The organism is Acinetobacter sp. ANC 4779 (genome assembly GCF_004331055.1).
Classification (GTDB): Bacteria; Pseudomonadota; Gammaproteobacteria; order Pseudomonadales; family Moraxellaceae; genus Acinetobacter.
In genome coordinates this window covers 171,545-192,758 of record NZ_SJNU01000002.1, presented here as the reverse complement: position 1 = coordinate 192,758, position 21,214 = coordinate 171,545, and the positions used below count along the sequence as shown (strand labels likewise).

The 21,214-nt window shown below is 43.8% G+C and carries 21 protein-coding genes; 13 read left to right on the top strand and 8 right to left on the bottom strand.

The annotated features are described in order from the left end of the window. The first annotated feature begins 78 nt into the window (after positions 1-78). Positions 79-936 (top strand): alpha/beta fold hydrolase, encoded by an 858-nt coding sequence (locus E0H80_RS03860; RefSeq protein WP_067866253.1) that lies wholly within the window; start codon positions 79-81, stop codon positions 934-936. 77 nt (positions 937-1,013) lie between these two features. On the opposite strand, the gene E0H80_RS03855 is transcribed toward E0H80_RS03860, so the two are convergent. Continuing rightward, entirely contained in the window at positions 1,014-1,691 is a 678-nt protein-coding gene (locus E0H80_RS03855) for a DUF1345 domain-containing protein (RefSeq protein ID WP_131363312.1), read from the bottom strand. 273 nt (positions 1,692-1,964) lie between these two features. After that, positions 1,965-2,864 carry a DNA-binding transcriptional regulator HcaR gene (gene hcaR, locus E0H80_RS03850; protein WP_131363310.1) on the bottom strand — a complete coding sequence of 300 codons (900 nt, stop codon included), beginning with the start codon at positions 2,862-2,864 and terminating at the stop codon, positions 1,965-1,967. A 282-nt stretch (positions 2,865-3,146) separates the two neighbouring features. Between hcaR and hcaE the strand changes: the two genes are divergently transcribed. The 9 genes from hcaE to E0H80_RS03805 all read left to right on the top strand — a co-directional run bounded on the left by hcaE (position 3,147) and on the right by E0H80_RS03805 (position 11,970). Then, entirely contained in the window at positions 3,147-4,514 is a 1,368-nt protein-coding gene (hcaE, locus tag E0H80_RS03845) for a 3-phenylpropionate/cinnamic acid dioxygenase subunit alpha (protein WP_131363308.1), read from the top strand. Further along, positions 4,511-5,029, top strand: coding sequence for a 3-phenylpropionate/cinnamic acid dioxygenase subunit beta (gene hcaF, locus E0H80_RS03840; protein ID WP_131363306.1), 519 nt, complete (start codon positions 4,511-4,513; stop codon positions 5,027-5,029). Before hcaE ends, hcaF begins: the two co-directional genes overlap by 4 nt. Next, positions 5,029-5,355, top strand: coding sequence for a 3-phenylpropionate/cinnamic acid dioxygenase ferredoxin subunit (gene hcaC, locus E0H80_RS03835; RefSeq protein WP_131363304.1), 327 nt, complete (start codon positions 5,029-5,031; stop codon positions 5,353-5,355). Before hcaF ends, hcaC begins: the two co-directional genes overlap by 1 nt. 2 nt (positions 5,356-5,357) lie before the next feature. Then, positions 5,358-6,173, top strand: a complete 816-nt coding sequence (hcaB, locus tag E0H80_RS03830) for a 3-phenylpropionate-dihydrodiol/cinnamic acid-dihydrodiol dehydrogenase (RefSeq protein WP_067866262.1) — start codon at positions 5,358-5,360, stop codon at positions 6,171-6,173. A gap of 65 nt (positions 6,174-6,238) precedes the next feature. Continuing rightward, a complete protein-coding gene (locus E0H80_RS03825; RefSeq protein WP_131363302.1) occupies positions 6,239-7,201 on the top strand; it encodes a 3-carboxyethylcatechol 2,3-dioxygenase in 963 nt (320 codons plus the stop codon). Between the two features lie 10 nt (positions 7,202-7,211). Continuing rightward, the gene (gene hcaD / locus E0H80_RS03820; protein ID WP_131363300.1) at positions 7,212-8,444 is read left to right on the top strand and encodes a 3-phenylpropionate/cinnamic acid dioxygenase ferredoxin--NAD(+) reductase subunit; all 1,233 of its coding nucleotides are present in this window, start codon (positions 7,212-7,214) and stop codon (positions 8,442-8,444) included. Positions 8,445-8,714: 270 nt separating this feature from the next. Continuing rightward, positions 8,715-9,614: a DMT family transporter gene (locus E0H80_RS03815; protein WP_131363298.1), complete on the top strand. Its 900-nt coding sequence runs from the start codon at positions 8,715-8,717 to the stop codon at positions 9,612-9,614. Positions 9,615-9,899: 285 nt separating this feature from the next. Continuing rightward, entirely contained in the window at positions 9,900-10,838 is a 939-nt protein-coding gene (locus E0H80_RS03810; protein WP_131363296.1) for a cation diffusion facilitator family transporter, read from the top strand. 76 nt (positions 10,839-10,914) lie between these two features. Further along, the gene (locus tag E0H80_RS03805) at positions 10,915-11,970 is read left to right on the top strand and encodes an MBL fold metallo-hydrolase (protein WP_131363294.1); all 1,056 of its coding nucleotides are present in this window, start codon (positions 10,915-10,917) and stop codon (positions 11,968-11,970) included. A 6-nt stretch (positions 11,971-11,976) separates the two neighbouring features. Here the strand turns inward: E0H80_RS03805 and E0H80_RS03800 are convergent, their stop codons facing one another. The 4 genes from E0H80_RS03800 to E0H80_RS03785 form a co-directional block, all read right to left on the bottom strand. Next, positions 11,977-12,378, bottom strand: coding sequence for a DoxX-like family protein (locus E0H80_RS03800; RefSeq protein ID WP_228259947.1), 402 nt, complete (start codon positions 12,376-12,378; stop codon positions 11,977-11,979). After that, positions 12,368-12,811, bottom strand: coding sequence for a thiol-disulfide oxidoreductase DCC family protein (locus E0H80_RS03795; protein WP_131363289.1), 444 nt, complete (start codon positions 12,809-12,811; stop codon positions 12,368-12,370). Before E0H80_RS03795 ends, E0H80_RS03800 begins: the two co-directional genes overlap by 11 nt. A gap of 96 nt (positions 12,812-12,907) precedes the next feature. Further along, positions 12,908-14,428, bottom strand: coding sequence for a catalase (locus tag E0H80_RS03790; protein ID WP_131363287.1), 1,521 nt, complete (start codon positions 14,426-14,428; stop codon positions 12,908-12,910). A 289-nt stretch (positions 14,429-14,717) separates the two neighbouring features. Next, the gene (locus E0H80_RS03785; protein ID WP_131363285.1) at positions 14,718-15,386 is read right to left on the bottom strand and encodes a TetR/AcrR family transcriptional regulator; all 669 of its coding nucleotides are present in this window, start codon (positions 15,384-15,386) and stop codon (positions 14,718-14,720) included. Between the two features lie 82 nt (positions 15,387-15,468). Here E0H80_RS03785 and E0H80_RS03780 point away from each other — a divergent pair, with 82 nt between their 5' ends. Both E0H80_RS03780 and E0H80_RS03775 read left to right on the top strand, forming a co-directional pair. After that, entirely contained in the window at positions 15,469-17,118 is a 1,650-nt protein-coding gene (locus E0H80_RS03780) for an acyl-CoA dehydrogenase family protein (RefSeq protein ID WP_131363283.1), read from the top strand. A 183-nt stretch (positions 17,119-17,301) separates the two neighbouring features. Beyond that, positions 17,302-17,493, top strand: coding sequence for a hypothetical protein (locus tag E0H80_RS03775; protein ID WP_131363281.1), 192 nt, complete (start codon positions 17,302-17,304; stop codon positions 17,491-17,493). Positions 17,494-17,500: 7 nt separating this feature from the next. On the opposite strand, the gene ptsP is transcribed toward E0H80_RS03775, so the two are convergent. After that, positions 17,501-19,798, bottom strand: a complete 2,298-nt coding sequence (gene ptsP, locus E0H80_RS03770; protein ID WP_131363279.1) for a phosphoenolpyruvate--protein phosphotransferase — start codon at positions 19,796-19,798, stop codon at positions 17,501-17,503. A gap of 88 nt (positions 19,799-19,886) precedes the next feature. After that, a complete protein-coding gene (locus E0H80_RS03765) occupies positions 19,887-20,363 on the bottom strand; it encodes an RNA pyrophosphohydrolase (RefSeq protein WP_131363277.1) in 477 nt (158 codons plus the stop codon). A 182-nt stretch (positions 20,364-20,545) separates the two neighbouring features. Here E0H80_RS03765 and E0H80_RS03760 point away from each other — a divergent pair, with 182 nt between their 5' ends. Further along, entirely contained in the window at positions 20,546-21,196 is a 651-nt protein-coding gene (locus tag E0H80_RS03760; protein WP_131363274.1) for an HAD family hydrolase, read from the top strand. The last annotated feature ends 18 nt before the right edge of the window (positions 21,197-21,214 follow it).

Here is a 21,214-nt window from a genome sequence, read left to right as displayed (position 1 = left end):
TCATTTTAATGAGTCAACTTGACGTCGAATTCTTGTAATAGAGGGACACGCAAGCTAAAGACTGTAAGAGGAATCAATATGAGCACTGTTCAAATCCCTGACTATCAAACAGATCCATTCTTTGGCTTAGAAGACAAATGGATTGAAACCGCTGAAGGCGAGTTGACGCATTACCACGAAATTGGTGAAGGTACACCTATTCTATTTTTACACGGTTCAGGTACAGGCGTATCGGCGGCTGCAAACTGGTGGTTAAACTTGCCACAAATTGGTGAGCAAGCACGTTGTATCGCAATTGACACCATCGGTTATGGCCAAAGTGTGGTTGCACCGGGCACTGCTTACGGTATCCGCGCTTGGGTTGATCATGCAGTGCGTACTTTAGATGCTTTGGGTATCGAAAAAACTTGGGTCGTAGGTAACTCTTTGGGTGGCTGGTTAGCTTTCCAGATGGCGCTGGATTACCCTGAACGTGTTTTGGGTATCGTGTCTATGGGTACGGGCGGTGCGAAACAGACTGCTGCACTTAAAGCACATGCAAATCCGGTACTTACCGAAGAAGGGATCAAGAAAACCCTGTCTATGTTTGTAGTCAACAAAGACTTGATCACTGATGAACTGGTTAAAGTACGTTTTGATTCTGCGAAAAATGATTACGCATCTGACCGTCTCATGGACGTTGTTGGCGCACGTGACCGTGACCGTTTTGAATTCCCGCTTGATTTCGAAAAAATGAAAGAAATCAAAGTGCCTGTACTTTTGATTCACGGCGTACAAGACGTGGTGATTCCAGTATCTCGTTCATGGGATATCCTGAACATTGTTCCGCATGCTGATGCACACATCTTCAGCCAATGTGGTCACTGGTCTCAAGTTGAAAAATCTGACGAATTCAACACGGTAATTAAAAACTATTTAACAGCACGTGGTGTTTAATCACGCAGTTTGAATGAAATAAAAAAAGGATGACGATAGTCATCCTTTTTTTTATGCCTTTAATTAGCTACTCGTCATTAAGTAGTAATAAAGTTAGCCGCAACATTAATACTGATGGCCAGAATGGTGGTGTTAAATCCATATGCCAACAGCAGGTGCAAGGTATTTAATACCCGCATGGAGCGTGACGTAATGGATACATCTGCGGTTTGCGCCGAGGTTCCAATTACATAGCTAAAATAAATAAAATCTGGATAGGTGGGGTGTGAGGTCTTGGGGAAATCCAGTCCACCATCTTTATGTTTTTCCAATGCCAGATAAAAGTCATGGGTATAATGAATGGCAAAAATGGTATGCATAAAGAACCATGCAGAAACAAGGGTGAGCACCGATAAGATCAAGTGTCCTATTCGAATGTAGGCATCGGGGGGTAAATGATTAATTTCAATCACGATGGCAATGAAGCACATGATTAAAGTCAGGATCACCAGCAGTAAAATTAACCATTTACTGGTATCTTGTTGCTGTGCGCGCTGTAAAATATTTTCATGTTCTGTCCCCCATAATTTTTTTAAGGTTAAGAGTAAATAGCTATAAATAGAGATATTCCAACTGATTAAAAGACAGGTAGACCAGCCCCATTGAGTCAGCCAATGTAAAAAATAATAGAAAACAGCGATGGCAGTAAAAGTAAAAAAGAAATAAGGGTGGGATCGAACACCTGTTTTTATGCGATGCAGCGGGTGGATTTGCATAAGCTTCCCTATATTAGGTTATTTTTTAAAAAGCTTGTACTGGGCTTATTAGACTTAAGTTGTAATTTTTTGATTATGAAATATTTTTATCACTCAGTGAAAGAGAATTTATACCTTATTTCCCATAAAGACAGGCTTTAAAACAGTGAATTTTTATAAGACTTCAGTCTAGTGTGATAGAAAAATAATCAAAATAGTGCAAAAAAAGACACCACTATTTAGCAAAAAAATAATAGTGGGCTCAATTTGGACGCTAAAGGTGGAAAAAATTGATCAATCGCGATTGATATTCAGATAAAACACACGAGTCAGTAATTCAATAAATTTCTGCACAGCCACAGAGCTACTGTTTTTGTGGTAACTGACATACAAGTCGAGGGAAGGGAGCTCAATGTCTAAAGGGCGAATGACGGTATTCTTCATGGTCAGGGGTGCGACATAGCCCGGTAAAATCGTACAGCCTAAGCCCATACCAATTGAGTTGATATTAAACAAGATATTGTCAGCTTTTTGCACAATATTGAATTCAATAGCATTGGCTTTGGCAAAATCCAGAATGGCATTGTGTAGGGTCAGAGACTGTTCCGCAGCAGGAATAATAAAATCTATGCCATTTAAAGCCTTCACCGGAATGCGCTCATACTTCGCCAAAGGGTGATTTTCCGGCAAAAGAAAGATCAATGGCTCGCGTAGCACAAATAAGCTTTCAATTTCATCACTATTGGAGTTGTGGCGGGTAAAAGTGACATCCAGCTCGCCCTTTTTCAATAGTTTCATTTGCTCGGTGTTGTTTAAACTGAGCAATTCGATTTTTAAATCAGGATTTTGTACACGTAAATTCGGTAGCACATAAGGGAAAATCTTCATTTCCGCAACTGGAACGAAGCCAATTCGCAGCATTTGCTGTTTGGCTTGCGAGACTTGACGTGCCATGGCAATGGCTTTTTCTGCTTGAGCCAGTGTTAAACGTGCCTGCTCAAGAAATACTGCACCTTCTTCCGTGAGTTCAACTTTTCGTTTGGTACGATACAGCAGTTGTACGCCTACATCTTCTTCTAGGTCCTTAATTTGCTGACTTAAAGAGGGTTGGGCCGTATATAGCTTTAACGCAGCTTTACTAAAGTTTAGTTCTTCTGCCACGGTGATAAAATATCGAAGGTGTCGTAATTCCATATAACTAAATCCAATGTGTAATCCAAAAAATGTCTTACTATAATTTCGCTAGAGTATAATCTATAAACAACTAAGCGGTGAAGATGATTCTTTCATTTAGAAAATAAATGGTCGGGGATTATTTATGGGGATTTTAATATGGAAAATAATGCTGTTAATAATCCATAAAATATCTTAATTGAAACAAAAAAAATATTTCACTAAAAGCCGCTATAAAACCATTATCCACTAAAAGTTGAGTCTATTTACTTTGTGACAGAGTACGTCACAGGAGAGCTTCTCATGAGTGGAAAAATTAATGTGCGCGAAATCGACGCTTTGGTCGATGCACAAAATGGTCGTATCTCGCCATATATCTACACCGATCCAGATTTATATGAATTAGAGCTTGAACGCGTTTTTGGTCGTACTTGGTTATTCCTTTGTCATGAAAGCCAAATTCCTAAAGCGGGTGATTTCTTCAATACTTATATGGGTGAAGACCCAATTATTGTGGCCCGTCAAAAAGACGGCTCAATCAAAGCATTCTTAAATCAATGCCGTCACCGCTCTATGCGTGTGAGCTTCGCAGACTGTGGTAATACGCGTGCATTTACTTGCCCATATCACGGCTGGTCTTACGGTATTGATGGTTCACTCAAAGATATCCCGTTAGAAGAACGTGCATTCCCGCAAGGCGCATGCAAAGAAAAATGGGGCCTGGTTGAAGTCAACCGTGTTGAGTCTTACAAAGGCTTAATCTTTGCGTGTTGGGATGAAACTACTCCAGATTTAATCGATTACATGGGTGATATCGCTTGGTATCTTGATGGCGTTTTAGACCGTCGTCCAGGCGGTACTGAAATCATCGGTGGTGTGCACAAGTGGGAAATCGAGTGTAACTGGAAATTTGCAGCGGAACAGTTTGCATCGGACCAATATCATGCCTTGTTCTCTCACGCATCTGCAATCCAGGTGTTGGGCGCAAAACCGGATGACGAATCATCGAAAAAATTAGGTGCAGCGCAAACCGCCCGTCCAGTATGGGAAACCGCTAAAGACGCAATCCAGTATGGTTCGCGTGGTCATGGTTCAGGTTTCTTCTTTACAGAAAAACCGGATGCAAACGTTTGGGTAGACGGTGAAGTTGCCAACTACTTCCGTGAAACGTATGACGAAGTGAAAGAGCGTTTAGGCGAAACACGTGCTTTACGTCTTGCCGGTCATAACAATATGTTCCCAACCATGTCTTGGTTAAACGGTACGGCTACACTTCGCGTATGGCACCCACGTGGTCCCAACAAAACTGAAGTATGGGCATTCTGTATTGCCGATGCTGAAGCGTCGCAAGAAGTGAAAGAAGCTTTTGAACGTTCTGCAACCCGTGCTTTCGGTCCTGCCGGTTTCCTGGAGCAAGATGACTCTGAGAACTGGATTGAGATTCAAAAAGTATTACGTGGCTATAAAGCGCGTAATAATCCGCTGATTATGGAAATGGGCTTGGGCAACGAGAAAAAACGTGAAGATGGCATCCCTGGGATCACCAATTACATTTTCTCTGAAACAGCAGCACGTGGCTTATACCGCCGTTGGGCAGACCTGTTGATCCATGAAACATGGGAAGACGTAGAGAAAGCCGCTGACGAATACGAGAAGGAGCTAATGAAATGAGTCAGATCAGTTTAGAACTTCATCATCAAATTAGTCAGTTTCTCTATCGTGAAGGCAAAGCGCTAGACGACTGGAAATTTCGCGATTGGCTGGACATGTTGGCAGAAGACATTTCTTACACGCTACGTACCACGCCAAATGCACAAACCCGTGATCGTCGCCGTTCAATTGAACCACCGACGACTTGGGTATTTAACGACACCAAAGATCTTTTAGAGCGCCGTGTTGCGCGTCTTGAAACCGGTATGGCTTGGGCTGAAGAGCCTCCATCACGCACCACTCACATGGTGAGCAACGTGCTTGTAGAGCCGACTGAAGTTGAAGGCGAATACGACGTGTACGTCACGTATTTGTTATACCGTACGCAAAAAGAGAAAGACGTAACAATTTACTGTGGTAAGCGTCACGACAAGATCCGTAAAGTTGAAACTGATCTGGGCTTCCAGATTTTCAACCGTAAAATTACGTTAGATCAAGTGACCTATAACTCACATAACCTGAGTGTATTCTTCTAATGAATAAGATTTTTGTTTGCCAAGTTGACGAATTAGATGAAGGCGAAGCGCTAAAAGTAGATTGCGGCGTAAACGGTATTGAAGCGCTTGCAGTATTCAACAATGGCGGAGAGTTCTTTGCCATGAATGACCGTTGTTCACATGGTAATGCTTCTATGTCTGAAGGTTATCTTGAAGATGATGGTACGGTTGAATGCCCATTGCATTCAGCACGTTTCTGCTTGAAAACAGGTGAAGCTTTATGTCTACCGGCAACTGATCCAATCAAGACTTTCCCTGTGATTGTTGAAAATGGTCAATTGTTCGTAGAGATGGCAGGAGAGTAATCATGGGTTGGCTACAAGGCGAAGTTGCACTTATTACAGGTGGTGGTTCAGGTTTAGGCTGGGCTTTGGTTGAACGTTTCTTGGAAGAAGGTGCACAAGTTGCAGTTCTGCAACGTTCGAAAGCTAAAGTGGATGCATTGAACGAACACTTCGGTGGTAAAGTTCTTGCGATTGAAGGTGATGTGGCCAACTATGCAGATAACGTCCGTGCCGTGAATGCAACCCTTGAACGTTTTGGCAAGCTCGATTGTTTCGTGGGAAATGCCGGTATCTGGGATCATTATGCAGATATCGTTAATACCTCTGGCGAACAGCTGGAAAAAGCTTTTGATGAAATCATGGGCATTAACACCAAGTCTTTAATTCTTGGTGCCAAGGCAGCACTTGATGCATTGATCGCTTCTGAAGGTTCTATCATATTTACTTTGTCTAATTCGGCACTGTACTCTGCTGGCGGAGGCCCTGTATATACTGCATCTAAGCATGCCGGTGTGGGTATTATGAAAGAGCTTGCCTATGAACTTGCGCCTAAAGTACGAGTGAATGCGGTTGCGCCTTCAGGTATGAATGTGAATATTAAAGGCGCGGCATCTTTGGGTCAGGAAAATCTGGGCTTATTGGATGCGCGCGACCCTGAGAAGATTGCCCGCGGCATGCCGCTGAACTTCTTGCCAGAGCCTGAAGATATGACAGGCTCTTATGTGCTGTTAGCTTCTCGTCAAAATAACCGGACCTTGACTGGTGTTTTAATTAACGCAGATTGCGGCTTAGGCATTCGCGGTTTACGTCAGCCGCGCGCCGGATTCTTTGACGAGTAATCTGCTTTAAAGCGTAATGGATATACTCGGCAGCCTTTTGGCTGCCTTGCGTTTAGGAGTTACTCATGGCTGTAAAACTTATTTGTGCATCGCACAGTCCTTTAATGGAATTTGCTTCTCCCCAAGAAAAGTATAAAGAAGAAAAAGTTCGTGAAACTTTTGCCAAGCTTGCAGCTGAAGTGGAAGCATATGATCCGACTTTAATCATTACCTTTGGTCCAGACCATTTTAATGGTTTCTTCTATGACTTAATGCCAAGTTTCTGCGTGGGGATCCGCGCCACCGCTGCCGGCGATTGGGACTACGGTAAAGACAACAATAAAATTAATGTGCCTGAAGAGACTGCGGTGAACTTGGTTCGCCGTGTGATGGATGAAGGCGTGGATGTTGCGTATTCGTACCGTATGCAGGCAGACCATGGGGTAACACAGCCCTTGCATTTTTTATGCGGCGGTCATTTAGACCGTTATCCAACCATTCCAATCTTTATTAATGGTGCTGCTGCGCCTATGCCAACGACCAAGCGAACGGTCGCTTTGGGCCGTGCCGTGGGGCAGTTCATCAAGTCTTTGAATCTTGAAAATGAACGTGTACTTGTTTTAGGGACCGGTGGTTTGTCGCATGATCCACCCACGCCGCAAATGGGTGCTGTACCGCTTGAAGTGGAAGAATTCCTGATTGCGGGTCGTAATCCAACCCCTGAGGCGCGTCAAGCACGTCAAGCCAAGATCATTGCGGTTGGACAACGTTTAGCAGCCGGTGATACTTCTGTTGCCGTGCCGTTAAATCCTGAATGGGACCGCGCCTTGCTAAAGACTTTTGCGCAAGCAGACTTTGCCGCAATTGAAGCAATGACTGAAGATGAAATTCGTGTTGAAGGCGGCCGCGGCGGTCAAGAAGTCCGTTCTTGGATGGCTGCGTTTGCAGCATTGCATGAAGTGGGTGAGTACGAAATGACGGCTCACTGCTACGAAGATATTAGTGAGTGGATTGCGGGCTTCGGCATCGTATCTGCAGAATTGAAATAAGGATTTACCCATGAGCCAAAATGGTATCGAAACCATCGTTATTGTCGGTGCTGGTCAAGCTGGTGCGAGTGCCATTTTAGAACTTCGTGCCAATAAGTATGAAGGCAAAATCATTTTGGTCGGTGATGAAACGCATCTGCCGTATGAACGTCCGCCGCTGTCTAAAGATGTGATCTTGAAGCCAGAAGACACCAAAATTGAAATTCTGTCAGCGCAAAAACTGGCCGATTTGAATGTGGATCATATTGTTGGCAATGGCGCAGTGAAAATTAATGCTGAAGCACACAGCATTGAACTGCAAAACGGTGATGTGCTTGCATATGACAAGTTGCTTCTTGCAACCGGTGGTGCAGCGCGTCGTTTACCCAACTTCGATGCTCTGGGCAAACATGTTTATACTTTGCGCAACCTTGAAGATTCGCAAGCACTGGTTCCTGTACTTCAAGCCGGTCGCCGTCTCATCCTGATCGGCGGTGGGGTGATTGGGCTTGAGCTTGCATCATCTGCCCGTTTCAAAGACTGCGATGTGACTGTGATTGAAATGGGTTCAATGGTGATGGGCCGTTGTTCGCCGCCTATCCTCAGTGAATTTTTGCTTGCACAGCACCGTGCCAAAGGTGTCGATGTTCGTCTTTCAACCCAGATTGCGGGTTGCCGACTGGATGGCGAAGAAGTGGTGGTCACTTTGGCGGATGGCGAAGAACTTCGTGCTGATGCGGTGGTTTACGGCATTGGCATCGTGCCTAATGCCCAGCTTGCAGTCGATGCGGGTCTTGAGGTTGACGTTGCGATTAAAGTCAATGAAAACTGCCAGACTTCAAATGCTGACATTTATGCAGCGGGTGACGTAGCCACTCAAATCCGTGACTGTGGTCATCACCGCCGTGTGGAAACTTGGGAAAATGCCAACCTTCAAGCCGGTATTTTTGCGCGTCACGTGATGGGTGTTGAACATCCAAAAGCCAACCCGGCTTGGTTCTGGACAGATCAATTGGACATCAACTTCCAGTTTGTCGGTGATATGGCAGCAGCTCAATGGCTGGTTCGCGGTGAAATGGATACTGCCAAAGGCGCAGACAATTCATTCGTAATGTACGGTGTGACCGATGGTCAAATCGTTGCAGGCATTACCGTCAATGCCGCCAAAGAAATGCGTCATTTGAAAAAAATGATCAGCAAAAACACTGCTTTTGAAGCTGAAAAGCATTTAGATTTGGCACAAGACTTACGCAAAATTGCCTAAGTCTTCTTAAGATATTTTTGGACAGATCTATGTTGTGCATAGGTCTGTTTTTTTATGTCTTTTGCTTCTTTGTCATGACCATAATTGGCTTTGTGATTTAGAAATGTGTTTGTTTAGGTATGTTTTACTTTTAAAAGATGAGCCATATATGGCCTAAGGTAACAAAAATCTTCTGATCGTTTGAAGGTATGTCCATACCCCCCAAACGATCGGGCGGCATCCATGCCGGTTTTAAGTTTACTCTTTAGAACAATCAGATTTGAGAATGATATGAAATCTTCATTGCCGGTCACGGCAAGTATTTACGCCTTGCTGGTCTTAATTTGGGCAACGACGCCACTGGCGATTGTCTGGAGTGTGCAGGAGGTTCACCCGATGTGGGTGTTGCTTATTCGTTACTTCGGCGCATCTGTCATTGCCTTATTTTTACTGAAAGTTTTGCGTGATCCTTTACCGTTTGACACAGTTTCAATGAAAAGTTATCTGGCGGGGAGCTTGAATTTAATTGGGGCACAGTTGTTTATTTATCTGGCAGCCAATTATCTGACTTCAGGATTAATGGCGCTGATTTTCGGTTTCTCACCACTGATTGCCGGTTTGATTGGGCATGTGATTTTAAAAACCCATAAGCTGGTTTGGCTGCAATGGCTGGGGATGGCGATTGCCGTTTCAGGCTTAAGTTTTGTTTTTGCCGATTCTGCCGACAGCAAGATCAATCCCTGGGGTGTGGTACTGATGTTGATCAGTATGCTGTCCTATATCAGCTCGATTTTTTGGGTCAAGCAGATCAATGCACCCTTAAGTCCAATGTCCCAAGCCACTGGTTCACTGATCATTTCAGCGCTTGCCTCGTTGTGCTTATTGCCCTTTATCTGGCAGCACATGCCCACCCACATGCCGGGTATGCAGACCCTTATCGGTTTTGTCTTTACCATGATTTTTTCTTCAATTGTGGCGATGCTGTGTTATTTCTGGCTGATTCGCCGTTTGGCCGCTTCTACCGTGTCGCTGAGTAATGTGATGACGCCCCTCATTGCTTTGGTACTGGGCGCCACCTTAAATCATGAGCATATCAGCCCGAATGCTTTTATTGGCATTGCAGTGGTGATGTTCGGCATTGTGCTGTATTTCTGCAAAGAATGGCGCGAGCAGTATTTTTCTAAACTTTAAATCTATCCAGCAAAGTATAGAAGGAAGCTTATGTTTCCTTTTTTCGCTCATGAATTCGAGAAGTAAAATTGAAAATGGATTCGTTTCAATTTTCGTTTTGGGAAGTTATGTACTTTAGTTATGTACTTTAAAGTTCTTGGCAAATTTCTAAAACCGTTGAGTGTTCTAAGGCATATAACAACAAAAAGTAAATAATTTATCAGCATATTTTGGTTAATATGAAATTGGATAAACAGAAAAATCAAATCAATCTATTTGATAACAATAAATTTAGGACAAAGTTGCATGTCTGATTCGAATAAAGTCGTGGTCTATGCTGCCTTATTGGGCAATCTGGCAATTGCTTTGGTCAAGTTTGTCGCGGCCTATATTACCAATAGTTCGGCCATGCTGAGTGAAGCCATTCACTCGGTCGTCGATACCCTGAATGAAATTTTATTGCTGTATGGCATGAAAAAATCGCAACAACCCCCCAATGTCAGGCATCCGTTTGGTTATGGACGTGAACTGTATTTCTGGGCCTTTATTGTTGCCTTGATGGTGTTTGCTTTAGGTGCGGTGGTGTCTATCTATCAGGGGATTCAACATGTGCGTCACCCCGAAGAAATGCTGAATCCTACTTTGAATTATATTGTTTTAACGATTGCAATTGTATGTGAAGGCATATCCTGGTTTGTGGCTTTAAAAGCATTTCGGAAAATTAAAGGTCAGCAAGGTTATTTTGAAGCTTTTCGCCGTAGCAAAGATCCGACAACCTTTACCGTTCTGTTTGAAGATACTGCCGCCTTATGTGGTCTGTTTATTGCCTTGATCGGGATTTATCTGGCGCATGCCTTAAATATCCCGGAGTTAGATGGTGTGGCTTCAATCTTAATTGGTGTTGTATTGGCTGTATCTGCTATTTTACTGGCGCGAGAAACCAAAGGTCTATTGCTGGGGGAATCGGCAGATCCACAATTGCGCAATAATATCTTGCTGATTGCGCAGGAAGACCAGGCTGTACTTTCTGCCAATGGTGTACTGACTGAACAGATGGGCGCCCATCAAGTTCTGGCATCTTTAAGTCTTGAGTTTGAAGACAACTTGAGTTCTGATGACATCGAAGCCTGCGTCAACAGAATTGAAGCGAAAATCAAACAGATTCATCCTGAAATTGTGGCATTGTTTATTAAACCGCAGACTAAAAAGGTGTGGTTGGAACGTATGAAAGGACGTTTGGAATAAAAACGTGATATATATGGCGTAATATTCAAAATATCGGATTTTGAATGTTTAAGTCACACTAAGAAATTGAATGTACATGAAGCAAATGCCTGAACAATTACACTTTCGACTCCCGACTAAAGAATGCTGGTCACATACCTGGCGTCAGCCTTCATTTCAATTTATGCATTCGAATCATCATGATGGTGAACGATTCTTCAATGCGCTACCCAGTCCGGAAGGGCGTGGCCGTACAGACATGATCAAATGGCTGCTCACCCGTAAGTCATCGACTTGGAATGTGGATATTGATAAAGAATATGCAGAATTCCATGCCACTAAACGGGCGATTCCGCAAGATCGTCCAGACGCCAGTATTGATGATTGGCAAGTGTGGTTTGTCGGGCATGCCACGGTACTGTTGCAGATTGGGCCGTATAACCTGCTCACCGATCCGGTGTGGTGTGAATATGTCAGTCCAAAGCAGGGCAAAGGTCCGAAACGGGTCATTCCTGCGGGAATTGCCTTAGAAGAGTTACCGACCATTCATGCGGTGCTGCTCAGCCATAATCATTATGACCATATGGATTTAGCCAGCCTGGAATGGCTGCATGACAAATTTGCCATGCCGATTTATACCGGACTAGGTAACTCATGGTATCTACCGAAAAGTTTCCATGTGCTGGAAATGGAATGGTGGCAGTCTTCTTTATTGCATGATTTAAAAATTATCTATACTCCGGCGCAGCATTTTTCAGGTCGAGGCTTACGCGATAAAAATCGGGCGCTTTGGGGCGGTTTTTCAGTGCTTGCCGGCAAAGATCATTGTTTCTTTGCTGGCGATACCGGTTATTCGCCGCATTTTAAGGAAATTCAAAACCGTTTAGGGGCACCGCGTATTTCATTGTTACCAATAGGTGCCTATGAGCCACGTGAGCTGATGAGCTATATGCATATGAATCCGCAGGAAGCTTTTCAGTCGCATCAGGATTTATATTCAAAATGTTCGCTGGCGATTCATTACCGAACCTTTCAACTGACCGATGAAAGTCGGGAACAGCCTGAACTCGATTTAAAGGTCGCCATGAAAAACAGCTCAAAGCTGATGAATCCTTTTGTCTGTATTCGTGAAGGACGGCGTTTGGTGGTTTGATCTTGTTTAAGCTTGCTGCGTGCGAAGCTTTAAAAGTTGCAGAGCAAGTATGGAAAGGGTGATCATGGCAATATTCATCACCACGGGATTAAATGCAGTGGTGAGCTGTATTGGATCTGTGACGATAATCAGCAGTAATAAGCCACTCAAGCCCAGAATATTAAGCTGATGGATGAAGACTGCTCTTTGCCAAATCAGAAAAGTACAGCCAAACATAATCTCTATCATGCCTGATAGCGAAACACAGATTTTTGCCAGATGTAGTGCTAAGCCCATGCTCTGCCAAATGGTGATTTCCGCACTCGACTGAAACAGTATTTTGGGTATTAATCCCTGATAAATCCAAAGTACAGCCAGCGTAATTTGAATAAGGCGAAGGGGTTTATCCAGCAGAAGCTTATGATTCACGAATGGCATGATCCAGAAAATGCTGTCTGTTTTCAGCAGAAGGAATCAGGCAGTGAGTGGTGGTTCCAAAAAGTTGATAGCGATTTAAAGCTATACGTCTGTAGAGAAAATCTCGAATAAAACGCGGCATGAAATAACCTGAATTCATCAGGGAAAATGGCAGGCCGAGATGTTGCATGACTTTAAGCAGTGCAGTGGATTCTGTATACAGTTGCCCATCTTTAATCACCACTATCGTGGTGTAATGCTCGGTCGGCATAGCATAATATTTTAAGATTTCTTCACCCAAAGCGGATTGGGCAGAAACCAGTTTAAATTTTGCATGTTTATCGTATTTAATTAAAAAATTGGCCCAGCCGTTACAAATCACGCAGACGGCATCAAATAATATAATGTCATATTGCTGATTGATGGCTGCAATTTTATGCTCCATTTTGAATACTTCTTTTTTGCGTTCTGTTTAATATATCTTTTTAAACCGATAAAAAAACCACCCGAAGGTGGTTTTTTAGTGTCCTAAATTAAAGGATTAAAGCCAACCCGGATTGTTTTGACCTGGATCAGTTACACGCGCAGCTTGAGCATCCGCTACAGTCATGCCTAATGCTGTCGCTACACCTTCGCCATAGGCAGGGTCGCAGGCGTAGCAGTTGCGGATATGACGGTATTTAATAAAATCTAGCGCATCGCCCATCGCGCCTGCAGTGTTGTTAAACAATGCCTGCTGTTGTTCAGCTGTCATTAAATTAAACAGGGCACGTGGCTGGCTGAAGTAATCCGCATCATCTGCACGGAAGTCCCAATGTGCTGCATCTCCAGAAATTTTCAAAGGGGGTTCTTTAAATTCAGCCTGTTCCTGCCATTGGCTAAAGCTGTTTGGTTCGTAATGTGGCAAACCGCCATAGTTGGCATCAACACGGCCCTGACCATCACGATGATTGGAATGCACTGGACAACGTGCTGCATTTACAGGAATCTGCTGATAGTTCACCCCTAAACGGTAACGCTGCGCATCGGCATAGTTGAACAAGCGAGCTTGCAACATACGGTCTGGAGAAGCACTGATTCCCGGAACCAGATTGCTGGGTGCAAATGCCGCCTGTTCGACATCCAGGAAGAAGTTTTCCGGATTGCGGTTTAACTCAAACTCACCTACATCCAGCATTGGATAGTCAGCATGTGGCCAGACTTTGGTTAAATCAAATGGATGATACGGCACTTTTTCGGCATCCGTTTCAGGCATGATTTGAACTTGAAGTTTCCATTTCGGAAAATTACCCTGTTCAATGGCATCAAACAAGTCACCCTGATTGCTTTCACGGTCTGCTGCAACGATGGCTGCCGCTTCTGCATCGGTAAGGTTCTGAATACCCTGTTGAGTACGGAAATGGAATTTGACCCAGAAACGCTCGTTATCGGCATTAATGAAACTGTAAGTATGGCTACCAAAACCATGCATGTGACGGTAAGACTTTGGAATACCGCGGTCTGACATCACAATGGTGACTTGATGCAATGCTTCTGGCAGCAAGGTCCAGAAATCCCAGTTGTTGGTGGCACTGCGTAAATTGGTTTTTGGATCGCGTTTCACCGCTTTGTTTAAGTCGGGGAATTTACGTGGATCACGCAAGAAGAACACCGGGGTATTGTTACCCACCAAGTCCCAGTTGCCTTCTTCAGTGTAGAATTTTAAAGAAAAACCCCGAATGTCACGTTCAGCATCGGCTGCGCCACGTTCACCTGCCACGGTACTAAAACGGGCGAACATTTCGGTTTTTTTACCAATTTGAGAGAAAATTTTCGCGCGGGTATAGGACGTAATGTCATGCGTAACGGTAAAAGTACCAAATGCACCTGAACCTTTGGCATGCATGCGGCGCTCAGGAATCACTTCACGGACAAAGTTTGCCAGTTTTTCATTTAGCCATAAATCTTGGGCAAGTAGGGGACCACGTGCACCTGCCGTCAAACTGTTTTGGTTGTCTGTAACCGGTGCCCCAAAAGCAGTGGTGAGGTGGGAGACGGGACATTTTTTAGGGTCTTGGCTCATTATATTTCTCCATGAAGTAGCAGTAAGGGAGAAGCCGGCCGCGTTATAAAATTTCAAACACTGCGGTTTCCAAGCTGCGATAAACCATTTTATTTATCAACACTTACAGCATAGCCATTCCAGACTATCTGTCATTTGCCAATACATTCAATTTTCTATAAAAATTAGAAATTTAAACAACAGAATAAGTAGAGCTAAACAAAGCGCTTGATCTTTAAAGACTGTAAAGCACAGCCTGACTAAAAACAAATGGATTAATCTGCTGTTGTTAAAAGGAATATTCGATCATTCAAATATCTGATTTTTTGCTTATTGCATGAGAGAAGACAGTCGCGTTGAGATTGCAGATAAAAGATTGGGTCGCCGCTAAAATATCTTGGGTTAAATCCTCCCATTCTTTGAAATGAGTATTCACAAGAAGGGTTTGGGAAATGAATCCATAAATGATGCGGTGCAGGTTTAATGCACTGCGTTGTCTGGATTTTTCTGGTTGCATAAAAGGTTGCAACAGTTCATCCCAGAGTTCAGTCATCAGTTGATAATGTTTTTGATAAGATTCCTGACTAGAAACTTGTCGTTCCAGTAAAAAAATGTGCGCCCAAAGCACGTGTTGTTGCTGAATCTGCTGAATTTGAAACTGAATAATCTGGCTTAAATAATCTGAAATATCGTGATATGTGGATAACTCGATCAGACTTTGTGCATAAATTTTTAAGTCCGCGGCATTGTTTTTTACCTGGCGGTGAATGGTCAGCGCGATCAAATCTTCCTTGTTGGAAAAATATTCATAGAAGGTGCCCAAGCCTACACCGGCCAAATCGGTGATTTCCCGAATGGTAATGTCATGTGCAGCGCGCTCATGCAAAAGCCGAACAAAACTTTCCTGCAAGGCTTCTTGGGTGAGCTTGGCCCTTGATTGGCGTGGCTTACGCCGTACTTGAATGTCTGAAATTTTCATCTAAGAAAGCCGAACATCCTATGTTTACTTTTTCTTTATACTGAAGTGAAACGCCAAGAACAACAAGCAGGAAATATAGACCATGAATACATGGACAACTCATCAGATCAGCAACCAGTTTGATGAACTGCAAGATTACAACGTGTTTGAAGCTGACACAGTATTGAAAGAAATTTTGAACCGTTATGGCAGTCAAGATCAGGCCACCTTGTCGCAGATGGGTAAAGTGGTGGGATCAGCTGAATATTATCAATATGCCGATTTAGCCAATCAACACAGACCCATTTTGCATGCTTTTGATGCGCGCGGACGCCGTAAAGATTTTGTGGAATTTCATCCTGCCTGGCATCAATGGATGCGGCTCAACCGTGAGTTTAATAGCCATGCCCATCCTTTCAATCATCCCAATTCATCCTCGAAATGGGTAGAGTGGGCAGCGCGTTTTTACTTAAGCGGGCAGGTCGAATGTGGCAGTTTATGTCCGACCTCAATGACTTTGGGCAGTATTCCGCTCATTCAGCGTGAACCTGAACTGTGGGCCAAAATTGGTAAAAAACTATTATCCACCGAATACGATGAACGTGACCTGCCGATTGCCCAGAAGAAATCAATCTGGCTAGGCATGGGCATGACTGAAAAACAGGGCGGTTCAGATGTGCGTGCCAATGAAACTATGGCTATTCCTGTAGCCGAGTCAGGTCGTGGAAAAGCCTATTTGCTAACAGGACATAAATGGTTTTTCTCGGCACCGATGTGTGATGCACATTTGGTCGTTGCCAAAACCGAGCAGGATGGTTTGGCCTGTTTCTTTGTACCGCGCTGGTTTGAGGATGGCACGAAAAACAAGATTTACATTCAGCGGCTCAAGGAAAAAGTCGGCAACCGCAGTAACTCCAGTTCAGAAGTAGAGTTTCAAGAAGCTTGGGGCATAATGATGGGGGAAGCAGGACGCGGCATTCCGACCATTATTGAAATGGCCAATTACACCCGTCTGACCTGTTCAGTCGGCAGTACCGCCATGCTGCGTCAGGCCTTGGTGCAATGTATTGCTTATACCCGTCAGCGCAAGGCTTTTGGTAAACATCTGGCCGAACAGCCTTTGATGCGTGCAGTGTTGGCCGATTTAGCTTTGGAAACAGAAGCGGCAATGCACTTGAGTTTTCATTTAGCGCATTGTTATGAATCAGATGATGCGTTGTCTTTGGCATGGAAACGCATCATGACCCCAGCCTCCAAGTTCTGGGTCTGTAAACGGGCAGTTGAGTTGACGGGTGAAATGATGGAGGTCTTTGGTGGTAATGGTTATGTCGACACGGGCATCATGGCACGTATTTTTAAAGAAGCCCCAGTCAATACCATTTGGGAAGGTTCCGGCAATGTCATGTGCCTAGATGTATTACGTGCTATTCAACGTGAACCTGAATCTATTGAACTGCTGTTTCAAGATTTAGCTTCTACCGCAATACAAGATGAAACCTTGCAAAATGAACTGCAGAATCTGTTTAAGTTGTTCCAGCAATCAGCTGATGATTTGCAGTTTATGGGGCGGGGTCTGGTGAGCCGTCTGGTGATTCTGGCGCAAGCAGTTTTGTTAAAACGTTATGCGCCTGACTTTGTTGCAAACGGATTTATTCAGTCCCGTTATCGTGCTTTTCACGGACAAGTGGTGGGTATGCTTAACCCTAAGGATGTGGATGTGGAACAGTTGTTGGATCGGGCATTGGCGGTGTAATTGTGTTCTTGCTCCCTCTGGGATGGAAATATATTTCGCAAGAGAGGGAGGATTTAAAAACGATCAATTTGGGTTTGATATTTAAATTTTTTGTACGCTTAAAAGTACTTGAAATTTGTACCCATTAGCGCAATATATGCTTCACATCCACTCGATGTGAAAACCTAACAGCAGGTGACTAAAATGGCGAAAAAAAAACCACAGCTAGAGGTGGTGATCAATAACTTTGTGGCAAAACACATGCACGAGGTCAACAAAAGCCAAGTCTTTGTAGACCGAAAGAAAAATGCAAAACGTGGCTACGACAAGCACAAAAAAGGGAGATACTCAAATGACTATCTCCCTTTTTCTTGCCCGGTATTTGCTATTTTATAACCCTATTTTAAGCACCGACAATCCGTGTTGCAGATTTCACCATATCCGCCAGACCATGGGTCTTAAAGTAATACTCCATCCAGCTTTTCACGATTAATGGATTATCCATTTTCAATACATGTTCCAGCTGTTGTACTGCCTCGGTCATCGGAACATGACAAATCGCTTTTCGTACCCGCAAAATATTACTCGAACTCATCGACAGGGTATTGAATCCCATCGCCATCAATAAAACTGCAGCCAATGGATCACCGGCCATTTCGCCGCAAATGCTGACCGGTTTATCGTATTTATGACATTCTTTGACCAGACGGGTTAAAGCACGTAATACCGCCGGATGGAAATGCGAATAGACGTTGGCAACCCGTGGATTGTTACGGTCAACCGCCAGTAAATACTGGGTTAAGTCATTTGAACCCACCGAGAAGAAATCGACTAACTCGGAAAATTCTTCAATTTGTAAAAGTACGCTGGGGACTTCGACCATAATACCAATTTTTGGCTTGGTAATTTTAACCTGTTCTTCTTCCTGAACTGCTGTCCAATCGCGTTCAAGCAAATACAAAGCCTCTTCAACTTCGCTGACACTGGTCACCATCGGCAACAAAATGTGCAGGTTATTTAGCCCAATACTGGCTTTTAACATGGCACGAATTTGTGATGAGAAAATTTCAGGATGATCCAGGGTAAAGCGGATACCGCGCCAGCCGAGCGCCGAGTTTTCTTCTTCAATGGAGAAATAAGGCAGATCTTTATCGGCACCAATATCTAAAGTTCGCATCACCACCGGTTTGTTGGCAAAGTGACTCAGCTGCTGACGGTAAATGGCACGCTGTTCTTCTTCGCCCGGAAAGCGGTCACGCAGCATAAATGGAATTTCAGAGCGGTACAGCCCGACACCTTTAGCACCCCGCTGTACCCCGCGGACCACATCAATCATTAAACCGGTATTAACGAACAGTTTAACCGACACCCCATCCGGGGTAATCGCATCTTTGGTTTCGTACTGTTTTAAATCTTTGGCCAGTTGTTCTTCTTCTTTCTGAATTTCTTTATAGCGGGTACGCAAGCGCCGCGGTGGATTGATAAAGACCCGGCCCTGATGTGCATCGACAATCATCTCGACATCATCAAGTGTGTTAACCGGCAGTTCAGTTACACCGACCACGGTTGGAATGCCGAGTGCACGCGCTACAATCACCATGTGAGAGTTCATCGCACCTTCAGTGGTGACAATGGCGGCAATTTTATCCACCGGCAATTCAACCAGCGCCGCGGTGGAAATTTCCTCACCAATCAGAATGCTTTCATCGGTTAATTCTCGATGACTGGCATCGGCTTCTTGTAAGGAGGCCAAAATACGTCGACCGAGATCTTTGAGATCTGAAACGCGTTCGCGTAAATAGCCATCTTCCATTTGTGCAAACAGGGCAATATGCTTGTCGATCACAATACGAACCGCACCTTGTGCCCAGTTGCCATCTCGAATTTCGGCTTTAATTTCGGCAGGAAGTGCATTTTCATCCAGCATACGTAAGAACACACTAAACAGAGCACGTTCATCTGCCATTAAAGCCTCTTGCATTTTGTCATCAAGAGATTTAATTTCTTCACGCACAGAACCAATCGCGTGATCCAGCAGTTCCAGTTCTTCACTGATATCATCGGCTTCCCGATCCGGTACAGAAGACAAATCGGCAGGAGGATACAGGATTACAGCACGCCCTAAGGCAATGCCCCCAGAACCAGAAACGCCCTGGAAAGTTTTATATGCTGGCAGATTGTTTGGTTTGCGGAACACATCAATATTTCCGACCGCATGTGCGTGAGCAATCACCCCGGAAAGCTGTGCACACAAGGTGACCAGAAAAGATTCTGCCGCTTCACTAAAGTCTTGCGATTCTTTATTTTGAACGACCAATACACCCATCACTTTACGGCGATACATGACCGGAACACCCAAAAAAGAGTTGTAAATTTCTTCCCCTGTTTCAGGTAGAAATAAAAAGCGTTCGTGCTTGGGTGCATTGTCCAGGTTGACGATTTCCTCACGTTGCCCCACCAGACCGACCAAGCCTTCGCCGGTATGCAGTGAAACGTGTCCAACAGATTCTGCCTTTAAACCTTTAGAGGCCATGAGCAGGTAACGCTGGTTACGTTCGTCCAGCAGATAAATGGAGCAGACATCAACATGCATGGCATTTGCCACCTGATTGACCATAATGTCGAGTGATTCATGCAAACTGGTGGACGCATTGATTTCTTGTACAATGCGTCTTAAGGTGTCCAGTTGCATATTCGACATTAAATTTGCTCCAAAAAAAGTATAAATCTGTTTTATTTATAACAACATGCTATTAAAAAATCTGCATTTTCATACGATTTTTTTATGCTTATATGGACGGTAACTGGTTACACAGCTCCACCATCGCTTTTCGGTATACATCGCGTTTAAAATTCACGACCTGTCCTAATGGATACCAATAACTTACCCATTGCCACTGGTCAAACTCGGGTGGGTCGGACAAATCCAGCTGAATGTTTTTTACTGGCGCTGTCAGTTTGAGTAAAAACCACTTTTGTTTTTGACCAATGCACACCGGGTCTGAATCCGAGCGTATATATCGTTGAGGCAAACGATAACGTAGCCAACTTTTTGTTTGCGCTACGATTTGAACATGTTCGGGCAATAAGCCAACTTCTTCTCTCAGCTCACGATAAAGTGCCTGTTCAGGGGTTTCTCCATACTGGATACCTCCTTGTGGAAATTGCCAAGCATTGTGTCCAATGCGTTTTGCCCATAAAACTTGTCCAACATCGTTTGCCAAAATGATCCCGACATTCGGTCGGAAACCTTCTGAGTCGATCATTTGGCTACCTAAATCATATGTAATGTGTGGCTTTATATTCGGGGATTGTTATTTCTATATCCATCTCGAAAAAAAACACAGCTTAAATGTTAAAAATTGCTATGATCTTAACGAATTTCTATCGACTAGCGGAGATAGATTTACAAATTTTTTCTTAAATTACAGTTTTTACGAGTATTTTCATGAAATTGGCTTTATTTGACCTCGATCACACCTTGTTAAACACCGATTCAGATTATTCATGGGGTGAGTTTTTAGTTAACGAAGGTTTAGTCGATCCAATCCGACATCGTCGAATGAATGACAAGTTTTATGAAGACTATAAAGCCGGGCAACTTGACCCGATTGCCTATAACGAATTTGTATTTGAATTTTTAACCCAGCATGACAATGATTATTTGTCTGAATTACATGAATTATTCATGAAAAAAGTGATTCGTCCACAAATGCGTCCCAAAGGATTCGCTGCGATTCAAAAACATAAACAGGCAGGGCATGCACTGGTCGGTATTACGGCCACTTCTGATTTTATTACGGCTCCTATTTTTCATGAGTTTGGCATTACTGAAATTATTGCCACCAATGCAGAAGTGGTTGACGGTAAATATACCGGTAAAGTCATCAATACCGCGTGTTACCAAAAAGGCAAACTGGTTCGTTTAGAACAATGGCTTTCAGGACGAAATGTAGCAGAATCCTGGGCGTATTCTGATTCAATTAATGACCGTTTTTTGCTGGAAGATGCCGACCATGCGATCGCGGTCAATCCGGATGATCGTTTAGCGGTTTTGGCCAAAGAGCAAAATTGGGAAATTCAGGACTGGTCAATTTAATTCGATTTTAAAGATTTT

Bases quoted from the DNA above. Each gene is read 5' to 3' on its own strand.
- E0H80_RS03860 (WP_067866253.1), top strand. From the start codon at position 79: ATGAGCACTGTTCAAATCCCTGACTATCAAACAGATCCATTCTTTGGC.
- E0H80_RS03855 (WP_131363312.1), bottom strand. From the start codon at position 1,691: ATGCAAATCCACCCGCTGCATCGCATAAAAACAGGTGTTCGATCCCAC.
- hcaR (WP_131363310.1), bottom strand. From the start codon at position 2,864: ATGGAATTACGACACCTTCGATATTTTATCACCGTGGCAGAAGAACTA.
- hcaE (WP_131363308.1), top strand. From the start codon at position 3,147: ATGAGTGGAAAAATTAATGTGCGCGAAATCGACGCTTTGGTCGATGCA.
- hcaF (WP_131363306.1), top strand. From the start codon at position 4,511: ATGAGTCAGATCAGTTTAGAACTTCATCATCAAATTAGTCAGTTTCTC.
- hcaC (WP_131363304.1), top strand. From the start codon at position 5,029: ATGAATAAGATTTTTGTTTGCCAAGTTGACGAATTAGATGAAGGCGAA.
- hcaB (WP_067866262.1), top strand. From the start codon at position 5,358: ATGGGTTGGCTACAAGGCGAAGTTGCACTTATTACAGGTGGTGGTTCA.
- E0H80_RS03825 (WP_131363302.1), top strand. From the start codon at position 6,239: ATGGCTGTAAAACTTATTTGTGCATCGCACAGTCCTTTAATGGAATTT.
- hcaD (WP_131363300.1), top strand. From the start codon at position 7,212: ATGAGCCAAAATGGTATCGAAACCATCGTTATTGTCGGTGCTGGTCAA.
- E0H80_RS03815 (WP_131363298.1), top strand. From the start codon at position 8,715: ATGAAATCTTCATTGCCGGTCACGGCAAGTATTTACGCCTTGCTGGTC.
- E0H80_RS03810 (WP_131363296.1), top strand. From the start codon at position 9,900: ATGTCTGATTCGAATAAAGTCGTGGTCTATGCTGCCTTATTGGGCAAT.
- E0H80_RS03805 (WP_131363294.1), top strand. From the start codon at position 10,915: ATGAAGCAAATGCCTGAACAATTACACTTTCGACTCCCGACTAAAGAA.
- E0H80_RS03795 (WP_131363289.1), bottom strand. From the start codon at position 12,811: ATGGAGCATAAAATTGCAGCCATCAATCAGCAATATGACATTATATTA.
- E0H80_RS03790 (WP_131363287.1), bottom strand. From the start codon at position 14,428: ATGAGCCAAGACCCTAAAAAATGTCCCGTCTCCCACCTCACCACTGCT.
- E0H80_RS03785 (WP_131363285.1), bottom strand. From the start codon at position 15,386: ATGAAAATTTCAGACATTCAAGTACGGCGTAAGCCACGCCAATCAAGG.
- E0H80_RS03780 (WP_131363283.1), top strand. From the start codon at position 15,469: ATGAATACATGGACAACTCATCAGATCAGCAACCAGTTTGATGAACTG.
- E0H80_RS03775 (WP_131363281.1), top strand. From the start codon at position 17,302: ATGGCGAAAAAAAAACCACAGCTAGAGGTGGTGATCAATAACTTTGTG.
- ptsP (WP_131363279.1), bottom strand. From the start codon at position 19,798: ATGTCGAATATGCAACTGGACACCTTAAGACGCATTGTACAAGAAATC.
- E0H80_RS03765 (WP_131363277.1), bottom strand. From the start codon at position 20,363: ATGATCGACTCAGAAGGTTTCCGACCGAATGTCGGGATCATTTTGGCA.
- E0H80_RS03760 (WP_131363274.1), top strand. From the start codon at position 20,546: ATGAAATTGGCTTTATTTGACCTCGATCACACCTTGTTAAACACCGAT.